At 68.9% G+C, this 15614-nt stretch carries 14 protein-coding genes and 3 pseudogenes; 4 read left to right on the forward strand and 13 right to left on the reverse strand.

Features of this window, described 5'->3' with window-relative positions:
• Positions 1-204: 204 nt before the first annotated feature.
• The 5 genes and pseudogenes from JOC24_RS13410 to JOC24_RS13435 form a co-directional block, all read right to left on the reverse strand.
• On the reverse strand, positions 205-591 hold the full coding sequence (locus JOC24_RS13410) for a DUF3592 domain-containing protein (RefSeq protein ID WP_205020479.1): 387 nt from the start codon (positions 589-591) through the stop codon (positions 205-207).
• Between the two features lie 41 nt (positions 592-632).
• Positions 633-1705: pseudogene (locus JOC24_RS33205) on the reverse strand (IS5 family transposase).
• Positions 1706-1884: 179 nt separating this feature from the next.
• Positions 1885-3069, reverse strand: a complete 1185-nt coding sequence (locus JOC24_RS13425) for a serine hydrolase domain-containing protein (RefSeq protein WP_205020480.1) — start codon at positions 3067-3069, stop codon at positions 1885-1887.
• A 588-nt stretch (positions 3070-3657) separates the two neighbouring features.
• Positions 3658-5060 (reverse strand): annotated as a pseudogene (locus JOC24_RS13430) (sensor histidine kinase).
• The gene (locus JOC24_RS13435; protein WP_205020481.1) at positions 5047-5727 is read right to left on the reverse strand and encodes a response regulator transcription factor; all 681 of its coding nucleotides are present in this window, start codon (positions 5725-5727) and stop codon (positions 5047-5049) included. Before JOC24_RS13435 ends, JOC24_RS13430 begins: the two are co-directional and overlap by 14 nt.
• A gap of 125 nt (positions 5728-5852) precedes the next feature.
• On the opposite strand from JOC24_RS13435, the gene JOC24_RS13440 reads away from it, so the two are divergent.
• Both JOC24_RS13440 and JOC24_RS13445 read left to right on the forward strand, forming a co-directional pair.
• Positions 5853-6239, forward strand: coding sequence for a hypothetical protein (locus JOC24_RS13440; protein WP_205020870.1), 387 nt, complete (start codon positions 5853-5855; stop codon positions 6237-6239).
• 1949 nt (positions 6240-8188) lie between these two features.
• Complete coding sequence (locus tag JOC24_RS13445; RefSeq protein WP_205020482.1) at positions 8189-8473, forward strand: hypothetical protein; 285 nt, start codon at positions 8189-8191, stop codon at positions 8471-8473.
• A 226-nt stretch (positions 8474-8699) separates the two neighbouring features.
• Here JOC24_RS13445 and JOC24_RS13450 read toward each other — a convergent pair whose 3' ends face one another.
• The 5 genes from JOC24_RS13450 to JOC24_RS13470 form a co-directional block, all read right to left on the reverse strand.
• Complete coding sequence (locus JOC24_RS13450) at positions 8700-9965, reverse strand: MFS transporter (RefSeq protein ID WP_205020483.1); 1266 nt, start codon at positions 9963-9965, stop codon at positions 8700-8702.
• A gap of 41 nt (positions 9966-10006) precedes the next feature.
• Entirely contained in the window at positions 10007-10537 is a 531-nt protein-coding gene (locus JOC24_RS13455; protein WP_205020484.1) for a cyclophilin-like fold protein, read from the reverse strand.
• Positions 10534-11217, reverse strand: a complete 684-nt coding sequence (locus JOC24_RS13460; protein WP_205020485.1) for an SDR family NAD(P)-dependent oxidoreductase — start codon at positions 11215-11217, stop codon at positions 10534-10536. The genes JOC24_RS13455 and JOC24_RS13460 overlap by 4 nt, the downstream gene beginning before the upstream one ends.
• Before the next feature lie 74 nt (positions 11218-11291).
• Positions 11292-11702: a (R)-mandelonitrile lyase gene (locus JOC24_RS13465; protein ID WP_205020486.1), complete on the reverse strand. Its 411-nt coding sequence runs from the start codon at positions 11700-11702 to the stop codon at positions 11292-11294.
• A 24-nt stretch (positions 11703-11726) separates the two neighbouring features.
• Positions 11727-12743: a zinc-dependent alcohol dehydrogenase family protein gene (locus JOC24_RS13470; RefSeq protein ID WP_205020487.1), complete on the reverse strand. Its 1017-nt coding sequence runs from the start codon at positions 12741-12743 to the stop codon at positions 11727-11729.
• A gap of 254 nt (positions 12744-12997) precedes the next feature.
• Here JOC24_RS13470 and JOC24_RS13475 point away from each other — a divergent pair, with 254 nt between their 5' ends.
• On the forward strand, positions 12998-13894 hold the full coding sequence (locus JOC24_RS13475; protein WP_205020488.1) for a helix-turn-helix transcriptional regulator: 897 nt from the start codon (positions 12998-13000) through the stop codon (positions 13892-13894).
• A 34-nt stretch (positions 13895-13928) separates the two neighbouring features.
• Here JOC24_RS13475 and JOC24_RS33995 read toward each other — a convergent pair.
• A pseudogene (locus JOC24_RS33995) lies at positions 13929-14258 on the reverse strand (alpha/beta hydrolase); the annotation flags it as partial.
• On the opposite strand from JOC24_RS33995, the gene JOC24_RS13485 reads away from it, so the two are divergent.
• The gene (locus tag JOC24_RS13485) at positions 14239-14397 is read left to right on the forward strand and encodes a transposase (protein ID WP_205020489.1); all 159 of its coding nucleotides are present in this window, start codon (positions 14239-14241) and stop codon (positions 14395-14397) included. The pseudogene JOC24_RS33995 and the gene JOC24_RS13485 overlap by 20 nt on opposite strands.
• A 308-nt stretch (positions 14398-14705) precedes the next feature.
• Here JOC24_RS13485 and JOC24_RS13490 read toward each other — a convergent pair whose 3' ends face one another.
• Complete coding sequence (locus JOC24_RS13490) at positions 14706-14843, reverse strand: hypothetical protein (RefSeq protein ID WP_205020490.1); 138 nt, start codon at positions 14841-14843, stop codon at positions 14706-14708.
• Positions 14844-14947: 104 nt separating this feature from the next.
• The gene (locus tag JOC24_RS13495) at positions 14948-15544 is read right to left on the reverse strand and encodes a TetR/AcrR family transcriptional regulator (RefSeq protein ID WP_205020491.1); all 597 of its coding nucleotides are present in this window, start codon (positions 15542-15544) and stop codon (positions 14948-14950) included.
• Positions 15545-15614 lie beyond the last annotated feature (70 nt).

Genomic DNA, 15614 nt, shown 5'->3' on the forward strand with positions numbered 1-15614 from the left:
AGCCCGCTGGGCATCAGTCACCGACAACGGCGGAATCTTCGGACCGGGACGACTCATGAACAACCAACGACGAACCTGCGACTCAGGTCACTAGGCCGTGTCTGACAAGTGCTGCATGAGTGAGAGGGCTCTGATGTATCGGATGTGCGCTGGCCCCGTCGTGTGGGGGCAGGCTTGGACCGCTTTCGATGCGTGGCGGCCGATCTAGAGGACGTGCACCATCAGCACGACACTGAGGGCAACTCCCACAAGGCCCGCCATGTCGTAGTGCTTCCAGAATGGTTTGCGGGAAGCGAGTGCCGTCTCCGCGCGCCCAGGGGACATGGGGTCATAGAGGACTGCAACGCTGTCCCCTTCGCGGGTGCCGGCGGGGACGTGGTCTTCACCTGCACTGTGTGTCCGCTTGACACCGTCTGGCGTCGTGTAGCTCAGAAGGAATTGCGGGCCGCCCTTCCCACGCCAATCACGATCGAAGCACCGAGCGATGACCTCGACGCCCCGGGAACGAAGCGTCAGCCGTCGCCGCATCTGCCAGACCACGACCAGCAGTAGAAAGATTGCGACGCCGTCGTAAGCGATCGTGTCCTGCACCCTCAAAGGCCCCCCAGTTTCGCAGTGGCACTGGTGAGCATTCAACCAGCCGTCGAGACCCTCCGGGGCTGCGTTACCGGCTCGCGAAGCCAGAGAATGAGTGAGGCGAGCTGAAGCCCGGCGTGGTAGCGAGCGGCGAGCTTGTCGAAGCGGGGCGCGATCGCCCGGAACTGCTTGAGCCGGGCAAAGCAGCGTTCGACCACGTTGCGGGTTTTGTAAAGCTCACGGTCGAAGGTCGGCGGTCTACCGCCCTTCGTCCCTCGCCGCAGGCGGTTGGCTTTCTGGTCGGCCCGCTCCGGGATCACGGCCTGGATGCCCCGCCTGCGCAGGACTTGGCGGATCGCGCGGGTCGAGTACGCCTTGTCCGCGATGACCGCATCGGGTCTGCGGCGGGGCCGCTCGGCACCGGTCCGGGGCACCCTCAGCTCGTCCGTGACCGTGTCGAAGACGGTGGAATCGTTCACGTTGCCGGGTGTGCCTGCGACGGCCAGAGGCAGGCCCCGGCCGTCGCAGGCCAGATGGATCTTCGTGGTCAGCCCGCCGCGGAACCGGCCCAGCGCCTGGCCAGCCGACGCGCGTGCCGGATCTTCCAGTTCGTCCCCCGCCGCCGCCCCATTTTTCGCGCACCCGCGGCGTGCTGATGAGCCCGGTTGATCGGGTCCGTGGACAGCTTGAACGTCTCAGACCGGTGCGGTGCAAGCGCGAACGCCCGCCAGATCCGTGAGATCGCCGACTGTGACATCCCCGTGGCTGCAGCCATCGATCTGGTCGACCAGTGGGTGGCGTTCTTCGGCCTCTCCTCAAGAGTCTTGACGATGACCCGCTCGACGTCCGCATCACTGATCTTCCTCGGGGCACCCGGCCGCGGTTCGTCGGACAGGCCGTCCAGACCCCGTTCGATGAACCGCCGCCGCCAGGTGCGGACCGTGTCCGCGGCAACATTCATCCGGCGGGACACCTCCAGGATCGAGTGTCCCTCCGCGCACTCCAACACGATCCTTGAGCGCTGAGCCAGAGCCTGGGCCGTCGTGCGACGACGCACCCAACCCTCCAGCACAGCCCGCTGAGCATCAGTCACCGACAACGGCGGAATCTTCGGACCCGGACGACTCATAAACAACCAACGACGAACCTACGAGTCAGGTCACTAGTTCTGAGCACCCCGGCGCCCGCGAACTGCTTGCCAACCTCGCCGAATACGCGCCGTGGGAAGGCAAGGGGGTTCGCAGCGCCAGCTGCGGCGCCAGCGGAGCGCCGCGCTGAGCTCACCGCCCACAGCGACGACACCTCCGCTCACGGGGTGATGGGATAACTGGCGCACAGCGCGTGGTCGATCAGGGCGCTGGCCGCGTTCTCCTGCTCCAGTATGTGCTCCGTGGTGTCGCCGCGGGCCTCGGACATGGAGACAACAGCGCTTCGACGCCCGTCATCGGTGACGCCGTTCAGGGTGATGTAGCCGCCGTCCCCGCCCTCGTGGCTCCAGTAGGTTCCTCCGCATCCCAGGGGGCGTTCGACCAGGCCGAGCCCGTATCGGCCCCGGGGCCACAGCTGTTGGACCTTCGCGCTCACAGGGACGGTCTGCTTCATCTTGGCCAGTTGCCGGGCCGGTAGTAGGCGTCCGTCGAGCAGCGCCCGGAAGAAGCGGTTCTCGTCCCGAGTTGTCGTGACCCAGGAAAGGTTCGCGTAGTCCACCGGTATCTGGTCGGTGACATTCACCCGGGAACGGGGTCCGAAGAGCTGGTAAGCCTGGGCGTGGGGCCGGGGCAGGGTGGGCGAGGTCCCCACCCAACGGGTCTGGTCGAGGCCCAGGGGGCGCAGGATGCGGTTTTTGATCTCTTGGTGAGCGGGGTGACCGGTGGCCATCTGGATAATCATGTCGAGCAGGACGTAGCCGGTGTTGGAGTATGCCCAGCCCTTGCCGGGCAGGAAGTCCTCCGGCTCATGGGCCATGGCGAGGTCGACCAACTGCTCGGGTTCGTAGATGTCGTGGCGCTGCTGGTAGTACTCCTTCGGCGTGGTGTAGCCGGGCAGGGCGTCCCGGATGCCGCCCGTGTGCTGAAGGAGGTGGCGGATGGTGATCTGGCTGCCGTCGTTGCCGTTGCCCCGCACCACTCCGGGCAGCCAGTGGTCGACCGTGTCGTCCAGGTACAGCCTGCCCTCGGCTTCCAGTTGGAGGACCACGGTGGCAACCAGCGTCTTGGACGTGCTGGCCATGCGGAAGTAGCCGCCGGAGGAGACGGGGCGGCCGGTGTTCAGGTCGGCGGTACCGCTGGTGGCGACCGACTGCCGACCGTCAGGCGCTATCAAGCGGGCCTGCACACCGCTCACACCGAGGGCGTGGATCGCCCTGGTGTCCCGGCGTAACTGCTCCACAGGAGTGGGTCCGGCCGGCTGAGCGATGGCGGGGACCACCTCGGCGGCGAGCAGCGTAGCGATACCGAGTGCCACGACCAGGTGTTTTCTCAGAGTCGAAGTCATGTCTGGACGCTAGTTTCGTCCCCACCGGGGCGCGATCCGGCGCACCCCAAGATCGGAACGGGGGATAACCCCCCAGCGCGGGCCGTCTCCGGTCTGGTATCGGTCTGCCGAGCGCGGTGTGACGGTTCGCGAATCCAACACCACCGAGCGGTCCCGCCGTCAGACGGGGCCGCTCTCTTGTCGAAGGAGCCTCAACCTCGATCGTTTCCTTGGTCCGGACAAGGCCATGCGCCCTCAGGAGTTTCGCGACCGCGGGCGCCAGGTCGAAGTCGAGTACCTCCACGCTCACCTGCCGCGCGTCCTCAAGTCACCGGTCGGTACCCCGCACCACCCACCCCGAGCAGGAGAACACCCGGTGATCTGCGGCGAACCCGCGACTTGGGCGTTCTGACACCTCCCACTCAGTGCGGAGAAGGCCCGTACCCCCAGGGCTTCGGCGTAGTCGACGGGTCCCCCGTTTTGTGATCATGCATGGCCGAGGAGGGTGAGGGGGTCAGCGGGCGTCGCGGCGGAGGCCGGCGGCGATGCTCTTGACGCCGCTCAGCCGGAGGGCGCTTTCCCCAAGACGAAACGCCCTGCAAGAGCGGGTCACGGTTCGGGCGGAGCGGGCGCTCGGGGAAGGCTCCGCCGGAAGCACGCCCCGAGGTCGGAGGGGACGAGAGACAGCGTTCCTCGGTGGCGGTGGGCGAGTTCGCGGGCGATGGGGAGGCCGAGGCCGGTGCCCCCGCGGTCGCGGGAGCGGGCATCGTCGAGCCGGACGACGCGTTCGAAGACCCGCTCGGCGTCCTCTCCGGATACGCCCGGCCCGTCGTCGTGCACGGACAGGACGACCTGCTCGTCCCGGTTCCGGACGTTGACCTGGACGCGGCTCGTGGCGTGGCGAGCGGCGTTGTCGACGAGGTTGCGCAGCAGTCGCCCGTGCTGCCGCGCACGTACGCGGGCGCGGTGGTGTCCGCGGTGAGTGTCACCGGTCGGTCCGGCAGTTCGTACTGCTCGACCAGCAGGGAGACGAGAGCGGCCAGGTCCACGGTGCCGCTGCCGGTCGTCGGTGCGTGGGCGTCGAGGCGGGCGAGGAGCAGCAGGTCCTCGGCGAGGCTCCGGAGGCGTCCGGTCTGCCGTGCGGCGGTAGCGACCGCACTGGGCCAGTCGCTGCGGTCCGGGTAGGCGAGCGCCACCTCCAGACCGGCCAGCAGGGTGGCGAGCGGGCTGCGCAGTTCGTGTGCGGCGTCCGCGACGAAGCGTCTCTGCCTGGCGGCGGCCTCGTCGAGGCGTTGCAGGGTGGTGTTGATGGTGGCGGCCAGGGCGGCGATCTCGTGGTGACACGCTCTCTCGGGTCGCCCGAGGTGACCGAGGCGGTGGCCGTACGGATCGCCTCCACCGGCCGCAGCGCCACCCGTACGGTGACGTAGGTGACAGCGGAGATCAGTACCAGGCTGACGAGTCCGGCCCGCAGCAGCAGAAGGTAGATGTTGTCGGTGATCGCCTCGGCCGTGTGGGGGAGCACGACCGCATGAACCCGCAGTGTGGCGTCCGGGGCGACGCCCAGGGCAGCCGCCTGCTCGGTGCTCAGTTCACCGGCCCAGATGTCGGCGAACAGGACCGGGTAGGTACCGCCGGACAGTTCGAAGCGGCCCACGGGCCCGTCGTCGCGGCGCTCCGGAATGCGGATGTAGCGTTGCGTGAAGTACCAGCCCGAATCGGTGTCGGTGGGCCCGGAGAGCGGGGGCAGTGCGGGCAGCACATGGGGGAACCCGGGGCGAGGACGTCCATGCCTCCTCCGGAGGCGACAGCTGTGCTGCGGCCGGTCGCGACGACCTCGTACGGTACGGCGCTTCTGCGGCGGCGATCCGGGTGCCCTGACGGTAGACGTCGCGGTGCAGCCACCAGCCGATGGCGACCAGGATGACGGCGGCGGTCGAGGCGACGACCAGGGCGGTACGGGCGCGTACGGACCGTGGCCACCCTACGCGTCGCGGCTCAGCCGTGTTCACGGTCGCCCACCAGGCGGTAGCCGATACCTCGCACGGTCTGCACGGACCGCCGGTCGAACGCGGCGTCCACCTTCTTACGCAGGACGCTGACGCGCGCCTCCACCAGATTCGGATCCATGGCGTCATCAGGCCACGCGTGATACAGCAGATCCGCTTTCGAGACCGCCTGGCCCGCCCGGCGGGCCAGCAGCTCCAGCACGGAGAACTCCCTCGGGGCGACCTCCACCCGCACCCCGGCCCGGCGGCAGACCCGGGCGGCGACATCCAACGACAGGTCACCCACGGCGAGCACGGGCGGGGCCACGGCGGCGGCTCGCCTGACCAGGGCCCGCAGCCGTGCAACCAGCACCAGGTACGAGAAGGGCTTGGCCAGGTAGTCATCGGCACCCGTGTCCAGAGCCTCCGCCTGGTCCCACTCCCCGTCCTTCGCGGTGAGCACCAGGATCGGAGTCGCGTTGCCCTCGCGGCGCAGCTGGGCGCAGACCTTGTAGCCGTTGAGGCCGGGCAGCATCAAGTCCAGGACGACCACGGCGTACTCACCGGTCCTGGCCATCCACAGCCCCTGCCGACCGTCGTGGGCCAGGTCGACGCTGTAGCCCTCGGCGGTCAGACCGGTGTGCAGGGTCCGAGCGAGGTCCACCTCGTCTTCGACCACCAGGATGCACATGCCGTGGAGCCTCGCACAGGGCCGGGAGGGTTTCCTGATCGGCCGGTCAGGTCGGGTCAGCAACCGGTGACCAGGGGCCGGGCACCCTGGCGACGTCTCCACGCCGCCGAAAGGTTCCGTCGCCGATGTCCCTCGATGTACGCGCCCCCGCCGCCACCGTGTCGGCTCCGGCCCGGCTGCTCTCCGGCCCGGTCAGAGCCCTGGTCATCATCGCACCCGCGTCACTGACCGCAGCTCTGGGACTCTGGGGCATCCGCAGGCAGAACACGATGTGGGGCGACGAAGCCGTCACCTACCAGCTCGCGCAACGCGAGCCGTCCCAGATATGGGACACGGTCCAGCAGGTCGACCTGGTCCACGCCCCCGATCCACAGGAGATGGCGAAAACAGACACCCTGGAGCGTCACTTTCGCGAGTACGCGACAACGCGGGTCAACGGAGCGCAGATCACTGTCTACGTCCGGGACCGCGACCCGTCCCCGAAGGGCGGTCCTCCGGTGCAACGGTCCTGAGAGAAGAGGACCGTGCGCGATGACCACGACGACCGTGACCTCTGATGCTGTCGCGACCCCCTGGATGCCGCCGCGAAGCTGCGCCCGGCCCCGGGCTGTACCAACGGTGACGACCACGGGGAGTGGCACATCGAGGCCGACCTGGGCGTGTTGCGTGCTCTGGCCCAGCTGGCGCTCGCTCAGGACTCGGACGAGCTGGCCGCCCGTCTGGAGAGGCCCTCGCACCCGCTGTGTACGGAGCCGCCGCATGCCGTCCTGGCGCCGGGCGCCACGCCACAGCGGTGGTGTGGCACCCCGGTCGAGAAGGAGGCCAACCCGTGCGAGGATCACGTTCCTGAGCGCGCAGCTGAGCCGGGTCGCTGCGCCTGGGTGGGGTTCGGACTACGGGTGGGCGGATTCGGCCAGCCGTCGGATCCGCCGTGGAACAGCCGTATCGGGCGGTGATCGGTCCGAGCGGCTGCCGCGTGCGGCAGGGCGGTCATGCGCGACAAGAAGGTCTGCAACCGGGGCAAGTGCACGGTTCCCAGGCACCGGGAGGCCTCGGTAGTCGGCACCGGGAGGCCTCGGTAGTCGCAGGCCAGTGTCCACGCGCCGATGACCTTCCCGCTGGGGGCCTTCCACGCGCTGTTGGACGATCGTGTACCCGGCGCACCGCTCTGCTCGCCGCGCAGCTCCGCGCAGAGCGGACCCGGCGATGCCCTGTCACGGATGCCTTCACCAGATCGGTCAGGTGCCTGGGTGGGGTGTCAGGAGTCGGGGTGCGCATCAGTCTGAAGCGTCCAAGCGGCCCCTGGGCAGCCTGCCGGGAGGGGCGGGAAGCGGTGCCCCTTCACGTCGGTACTCCAGTGATGGCCGGCGCCGCAGTCGCACTCATAGATTCCGCTCTCCGGCACGACCTCGCCCGGATGCCACGATGTCCGTTCCTCGCTCATGTTCCCTGTGTACGACGCCCCGCCGCAGGGCGCGACTCCGGGAGCCCCCGGCATGCTGTGACCGGCGCGGAGTCGCACCCTGGAAAGATGAGTGCGCCGACAGTCGTTCACCACTTCTCCCCCACCGGCTTCGGCGGGTCACCATCCGCGGGCAGATCGCCGAACTCCCCTACGACGATCACGACGCTGCTCGCTGTCGTAGTGGCAGGACACCTGGGCACAATGCAGATGTACCCCGCGCCGGACGGCGGCCAGGCGAGGCCGCTCCTAGCGCAGCGGGTGGCGCTCGTCGCGGAGATCCAGCTACTCAGGACTCGGAGCGCAGACCGGCGGACGCGTTGTGACGCCACCGCTCCGCAAGTTCAAGAAGCCCCCACGGGTACGAAGATATACACGAGCGCAGCGATCATTGACGGCTGCACAGGCTCTCGGCAAGCCTCCAGGTCCTACTCCTGGCCCGATACGACATCACCGGACGCCTACGGCTGTTCGGGAAGATCACCCCGCTGAAACCTGGCCCGGCCCGGGACATCGCCGACCACCTCCCGCAGATGGCCCCGGCCGCCCCTGGACCGGTGTCCCGGTCAGCGTGCCCTGGAACAGGCGCAACCCCCTTGCCGGTCCGGGTCGCCCCCTCCCGTGACAAGTCGGACGCGATCCGAAACCCTCGGCGGGAGTTCACGACCTGCCGGTCAGGGTGCTCACGGCCGCGCAACACGAAGGTCGCGACGCAATCGGTGGTCTCCCTCTCCGGGGCGGACTCCAGCAGCTTCGACGCCCTCGGCGGACGCTGTCGGGGTGATGCTCCCGCTGTGGAAGTGGACCTCCAGGCCAGGATCCGAACCGGATACGAAGCCTGCTGCCGGCAAACCTGGGCCGACCTTCCCACGGAGGCCACCATTCGAATGATCGAGCAAGCCCTTCCGGTGGTTGCTGAGCGTATCGCGAAGCAAGCACACGTTCCTGGGGTACGACGACGTCGCAACGCGGATGCCGAAACCCTTGAGGAGATCGATCATGCACGCAGCAGTCCGGCGATATGAGGGCGTGGCGGATCCGGCCGAAGCGGCACGCCTCGTCGCCGAGGGATTCGTACCGCTCGTACGTCAAGTCCCCGGATTTGTGGCCTACTACTGGGTCGATGCCGGGAACGGGGTAATGCTCTCGACCAGCGTGTTCCAGGACCGTTCCGGCACCGAGGAATCCATCGAGCGGGCGGCGCGCTTCGTACGCGACAACCTCGCTGCCCTCCTCCCCAACCCTCCCCAAGTCACCGCAGGCGAAGTCGTTGCCTCTGCATAGCGGTGTCCGGGGCACGCAACCAGTTCCGGCACGCACATCCCGGACTCACCCATGACGATGTCGAAGACAGTGGAGTCATTGACATTTCCCGGCGTGACGACAACGGCCAGGGGCAGCAGTGGCGCGGCCGATGCCGGATGCGTCGCCAGTGACGAAGGCGCTTGCCGGTGAAGTCGTAGGTCGTGCTCACGCGTGTCACCCAGGGGTGTGAGGGCGAACGGGCGTTTCAGCGCTGGAGGGGGGCCGTTGCCGCGAGTGTTTCGGACTGGTGCTCGCCGGGCGGGGGGCAAGCGGGCTGGGCCATGGTCGGGGGAGTTGGGTGTGCGCCGCGGATGGCAAGCGCGATCAGCGGCAGCAGGGTGAGGGCGGTGAAAACGGCGCCGACCAGGGCGGGGCCGGTCAGGCCGAGGGAGGAGGCCAGGGCCCGCCCGGCAAGGGCCGAGCCGACGGCGACGCCAGTGTTGTACGCGGATGTCGTCAGCGCCGAGGCGAGCGTGGGGGCATCGCCTGCGAAGCGCACGACGAGGGAGGTGACGACCGGGTTGACGGAGAATCCGGTCAGGGCCATGAGGAAGATCAGGGCGACAGCCGTGACAGGGCCGTCCGAGAGCGGGATCAGCAGCACCAGGACGAGGGCGGCGGCTGTTGCAGCGGTGATCGTCGTGGTCATGGGACGCCGGTCGCCGAGGCGTCCGCCGATGGCGGTGCCGCCCAGCGCACCGATACCGAAGGCGATCAGGACCAGTGGCACGATGCCGGTCGGGATACCCGCGCGGTCGGTCAGCAGCGGGGCGATGTAGGTGTAGGTCGCCATGATGCCGCCCATGATCAGCACCGCGGCGCCCAGTGCCAGCCACAGCCGTTTCTGGCGCAGCGCACGGAATTCCGCCCGCACCAACATTTCGGCCCGCTTCTCGGCGGTGGGGATGAAGCGGCCGATGACCGTAGCGGCAAGTGCGGAGAGGGCGGCCAGGGCCCAGAAGGGGCCACGCCAGCCGGTGTACTGGCCGACGAAGGAGCCGATCGGCACGCCGATGACGTTGGCCAGGGTCAGGCCGCCCATCATGACGCCGACGGCCCGGGTGGAGTTGCCGGGGCCCGCTGCGGTGGTGGCGATGACGAATCCGACGGCCCAGAACGCGCCGGTGGCCAGGGCGGTCACGACGCGGGCTGCGAGGACGACTGTGAAGGAGCCGCTCAGCGCGGCGACGACGTGCCCGAGCGCGAAGACGGCCAGGGCCAGAACCAGGGTCCGGCGCTGGGGCAGGCGCAGGGTGGCCAGCGCCATGGTGGGCCCGCCGACGATCATGCCGACGGCGAACGCGGTGATCAGCAGACCGGCGTGGGAGACGCTCACGTTCAGGTCGGCGGCCATTTCGGGCAGCAGTCCGGCGATGACGAACTCGGTGGTGCCCATCAGGAACGTGCCGGCGGCGAGCACCCAGACGACGAAGGGGAGCTTGCCGGGGTCGGACCCGGTGGCGGAGGGCATGCGAAAACTTCTTCCCGTACGAGGAGGGGCGGTGGGCGAGGTCAGGGGGCGGACTCGATGGTGATCCGCTCGGCCCCGGACAGCTGGTCGGCCTCGGCATCGATGTGGCCGAGTACCAGCAGGTCTGCGGAGGCGGAGGGGCCGTCCTTGTAGAAGATGGCGAGGTTGCCCCAGGGGGCGTAGTAGGTGAGGTCCCCGGTCCTGGGTGCTTGCGGTTCGGGGGCGTCCTGGGTGGCCAGCTTCCGCGGCGGGTCAGCGATCCGCTCGGTTCCGTGGAAGTCCTGAAGGTCCAGGGTGAGCGGGAGCAGGGAGGCGAGGTCGCGGGCGGCGGGACTGCCGTTCAAGGTCGCGTCGACGGGCTGGCCGTCGAGGGTGACGCGGATGTCCATCAAAATGCTCCTGTCTGAGCCGGACAGGCTCGTCGATACCGTCTGCGCGGACGCCTCGGCGGACGACGAGGTCGTCCCGGTGGCGGGTGCCTGCTCGGGTGAGTCTTCGGAGCAGGCGGTAGCGACCAGTGGCTGCAGCGCGCCGATGGTGGCGGTCAGGGCCCGGCCAAGGGGGAAGATCATGGGGTGCCGCCCTGCGGGTCGGGCATCGGTTCGGCGTAGTGCCGGAAGCCGTCACGGCCGTTGTGAAGGGCATACAGCCGCTCGGCCAGCATGTCGGGGCTGGAGGTCGCGGAGTCGGGGCTGATCGCCCCGGGCACGATCAGTTGTGCGACGTGGATGTTCTCCGGGGCGAGCGCAGTGTGGAGCATCTGCGCGTAGGCGCTTTCGGCGGCGAACGCGATCGAGGTGCCGGCCACGTTCTGGTTGGGCCGTACGGCGCTGGAGCCGTTGACGAACAGCAGCGTGCCCCGGCCGAGCTCCCGCATGCCGGGTAGCACCGTGTTCACGCTGGTGAGAGGTCCCTTGACGGAGAAGGCCAGTGGCGCGTCCAGGTCGGCTGCGGTGGTGTCCAGGACGGGCTTCATGAAGTCGCTGCGGGGCACCGGGCTGAACTGGAGGATCTCGACGGGCCCCAGTGTGTCCGCCGCCTGGCGCAGGGCCTCGGTGAGGGAGGCGGGGTCCAGGACGTCGGCGGTGAAGCCGCGGGCGTGGATGTTGTCCCTGGCCAGTTCGGCTGCCAGGTTGTCCTGGTGCTGGGCGCTGCGCGAGAGGAGGGCGACGTGGTGGCCCGCTTGGCCGAAGCGACGGGCGGCAGCCAGCCCCAGACCGGGGCCGGCACCGACGAGAGCGAAGGTGGTCACAAGAGTTCTCCTCAACGACGTGGATGAGGGTGGGCCGCATCGGGGCCCGGGGAAAGAGCGGTGTGCGCCCGGGTTCAGCCGGTGGCCGGGGTGGCGGTGTATTCCTCGTCGGTGACGGGGGTGAGCCAGTGCACGACGTCGTGGTCCGCGTCGCCCTCGTTGATGGCCAGGTGGACCATCAGACGGTTCGGCGCGGCACCGTGCCAGTGCTCCTCGTCGGCTTCGAACAGGACGCGGTCACCGGGCCGGATGACTTCCAACGGCCCGCCGCGGCGCTGGCACAGGCCGACGCCTTCGGTGACGAAGACGGTCTGGCCCAAGGGGTGGCGGTGCCAGTAGGTGCGGGCGCCGGGCATGAAGTGCACCAGGGACGCGGTGACCCGGGACGGGGCGGGCGCGGCGGCGACGGGGTCGATGTAGACGTCCCCGGTGAACCAGTCGGCCGGGCCCTTGACGGTGTCGATCGAGCTGCGGGTGATCTGCACGGTTGCTCCTTGTGCGGTAGGGGTTCAGGGCTTGAGGAGGGCTTTGATCGCACGGCGCTCGTCCATCGCCTTGTAGCCCTCGGCGACCTGCTCCAGGGGCAGGGTGAGATCGAAGACCTTGCCCGGGTCAATCCGGCCCTGAAGGACGCGGTCGATCAGGTCGGGGAGGTAGCGGCGTACGGGGGCGGGGCCGCCGCGCAGGCCGACGTGGGAGAAGAACAGCTCCTGCCCGTCGACGGCGACCTCGTGGGGGACGCCGACGAACCCGACATTGCCGCCGGGCCGGGCGGAGTGCAGCGCCTGGCTCATGGCCTGAGCGGTGCCGACGCACTCCAACACGGAGTCCGCGCCGATCCCGCCGGTCAGCTCCTTGATCCGGGCGACACCTTCCTCACCGCGTTCGGTGACGATGTCGGTGGCGCCGAACTCGCGCGCCAGCTTCTGGCGGGAGGCGTGCCGTGACATGGCGATGATGCGCTCCGCGCCCATATCCTTGGCCGCGATCACCCCGCACAGGCCGACCGCGCCGTCGCCGACGACCACGGCGGTCGAGCCGGGCCTCACCTCTGCGGCGTCCGCGGCCCACCAGCCGGTGCCCATCACGTCGGACACGGCAAGCAGACCGGGCCACAGGTCCTCGCCCGGCACGTCCTCGGTGGCGACCAGGGTGCCCTGGGCATTGGGGATGCGGACATACTCAGCCTGGCAGGTGGACATGAACTCGCGGTTCAGGCAGTTCGACTGGAAGCCGTTGCGACAGTTGGCGCAGGTGTTGTCCGAGGTGGCGAACGAGCCCACGACGAACTGGCCCTGCTTCACCGAGGTGACCGCGGATCCGACCTCCTCGACGAAGCCGACGTACTCGTGGCCCATGGGATGTGCGTGCTCCGTCGGCTCGGCGCCGCGATAGGGCCACAGGTCGGAACCGCACACGCAGGTCACGGCCGTCCGGATGACGGCGTCGGTCGGCTTGATGATCTTGGCATCGTCCACGGTCTCGAACCGGATGTCACCGGGGGCGTGGATGACTGCTCCGCGCATAAGGAAGGCTCCTTGACTGCTGAAGCCTGCCGACGCCGGGAGGGTTCCGGCAGGCCACCGAATGGGTGAGGGCCCCGCGCAGACAGCGATTCCGCCGCCCGCGGGCCCAGCGCCCGGCCTGCCCGCTCTGACGGGCGGACGGCGAGCGCCACGTCAACCAGGTAACCCCCATCCCGCGCGGACAGCGAGTCACTGACGAGGGGTGTACCAGCAGTACATCCCTCCCGTCCCGGGCAGGCCGTACCGTCGAAGGCATGGACAACCGCGAGGAGGTCCGCGAGTTCCTCACCTCGCGGCGAGCCAAGATCACCCCCGAGCGGGCCGGACTGCCCGCGGGGCCCCGACGCCGCGTTCCCGGCCTTCGCAGAAGCGAGGTCGCTGCCCTGGCCGACATGAGCGTCGAGTACTACGCCAAGCTCGAACGCGGCAACCTCGCCGGCGTCTCACCGTCCGTCCTGGAAGCTCTCGCCCGGGCCCTTCAGCTCGATGAGGCCGAACGCGCCCACCTGCTGAACCTGGCCCAGGCCGCCGACGGATCCGACGTCCTCAACCGCCCCCGCCGACGGCGTACGAAGGACCAGTGGAGGCCGCACCGCAGCCTGCAATGGACCCTGGACGCCATCACCGCAGGTCCCGCGTTCGTCCGCAACGGCCGCATGGACATGCTCGCCGCCAACCCGCTCGCCCGCGCGTTCTACGCCGACGTCTACGCCGTCCCCGGCAACCAGGCGAACCTGGCCCGCTTCAACTTCCTCGACCCCGCCTCGCGCCGCTTCTACCCCGACTGGGACCTCTTCGCCGACGTCGCCGTCGCCATCCTGCGCACCGAGGCCGGGCGAAATCCGCACGACAAGGACCTGCACGACCTCGTCGGCGAGCTGTCCACCCGCAGCGAGGAATTCCGCACCCGCTGGGGCGCCCACAATGTCCGGCACCACGGCACCGGCACCAAACGGTTCCACCACTCGGCCGTCGGAGAGCTCACTCTCGCCTTCGAGGGCCTGGAAATGGCGGCCGAACCCGGCCTCACCCTCACCATCTACACGGCCGAACCCGGCTCACCCTCCGAGGAAGGACTGCGCCTGCTCGCCTCGTGGGCGGCCACCCATGACGGCGACAGCCCCTCCACCAGCGAGAACGCGGGCCGGTAGCGACACCACACCGGGTGAGCTGGGCCGCAATGCCTTACAGGTTGTTCATATGGAAGTGGGTGAGTCGCTCGACTGCGGCGTCGACGTATTCGGGCTCGTCGTACATCTCGTAGTGGCCGGCGCCGTCGATGACCATGAGGTCGACGGGGTTGGGGGCCAGCTTCCACAACTGCATGCCGGTGTCGTAGGAGCCGATGCGTCCGGCGAGGACGACCTGTAGTGGCTGGGTCATGAGCTGATCAGCCAGGTGGAACGCGTCATAGCCCAGCAGGAGGGAGTAGCTGCGCGAGAGGCGGCGGTCGGTGGAGTGTTCGTCACCGCCACGCTCGGTCCGGTAGTCGGTGATGGCCTCAGTGGTGTCGATCGACTACGAGGAACGGCACCCGGTGGAGTGTGGCATCAACCGCCTCAAGCGCCACCGCGCGGTCGCCGCGCGATACGACAAACTCGCCGTCCGCTATGAGGCGACCGTAATGGTCGCGGCCATCAACGAGTGGCTCTGACAGGGCCGTCGGTCCTCATGCCGGACCGGTGCCGGGCATGATGGACACCATGACCACGCCGAGCGCCGACTGGATCACTGTCACCGCCTACGAGAACCTGCCGGGCTGTCTCCGGCCCGTAGCGGCCGTTCGCGCTTGACTGCGCGATCGGGGCATCGACTGGATGCCCTTCAACCGGACCGAGGTCCGCTGGGACCTGGCCTGTGGTGTCAGTACCGACGGTCGGTGGCACGGCTGGTTCGACGTCCACATCAACGCAGACGCTCTGCGACGCCATGGACTGCACCCCGACCAGCCGAGCGCCCGGGTCACTGCCCCCTCTCCACCCGGCTGGTGGCACGCTGCAGCCGAACGTCACGCTCGTTCGTGATCCACTTCTGAAACAGGCCCTGGATCCGGTCCAGCTTGGCGTCGAAGTCGGAATCGGTGGACTCCTTCCAGCCCACCCGTCCCGATCAGCGGACCGGATTCCCCCACCGGCGGCCACAGGAGCTGTCCGGTTGTGCCTGCGCCGGGCCGCAGCGCCTTCGTCGACCGGGAGCGTCGCCTGTCACGGCAGTTGGTTGAACGCCTGGTCGGCATCGGCCACGGCTTCGGGGTGGACGTCGTGGGCGGTGCGACCTTCGGCAACCTTCTGCCAGTTGGTCCGGGCGAGCACCCGTTGGACCGCGAGTAGCTGGGCGGCCAGCAGGCGCGCCTGGATGCCTTCGCCGAGGGCGTCCGCCAGCGCCTCCTCGTCCTCGAGCCGGTACCGCATGAGCCGTCCTGCCAGGCTGGGTGTCGTGAATACGAGCCGGTGGAACGCCACAACCTCAGGGTGGTCATTAAGGCCGGTGACGGGGTCGTACTGCTCGAGGCCGGCCCGGAAGTGGCGGTGCAGCGCCGTCACCGGCTCGATGCCGGACTCACGGTCGCGTACGACGCGTGCTGACTCGCCCTGGTGGTCCGCAAACCGGTAGAGCACCAGGTCTTCCTTGGTGGGGAAGTACCGGAAGAGAGTCGGTTTGGAGATCTCGGCCGCCGCGGCGACGTCGTTGACCGAGACGCGGTCGAAGCCGTGTTGCAGGAACAGCGAGACGGCCGCGTCTCCGATGGCGTCGCGCGTCCGCTCCTTCTTGCGGGCCCGCAGCCCCATCAACTCGCCCATCTGACCACTGTAACATTTATGACCGGGTTGCTTTTTTAACCGAGTAACGTTTCCATGGGCGGCGTGAATC

The sequence above is a fragment of the Streptomyces sp. HB132 genome, from assembly GCF_016909575.1.
Classification (GTDB): Bacteria; Actinomycetota; Actinomycetes; order Streptomycetales; family Streptomycetaceae; genus Streptomyces.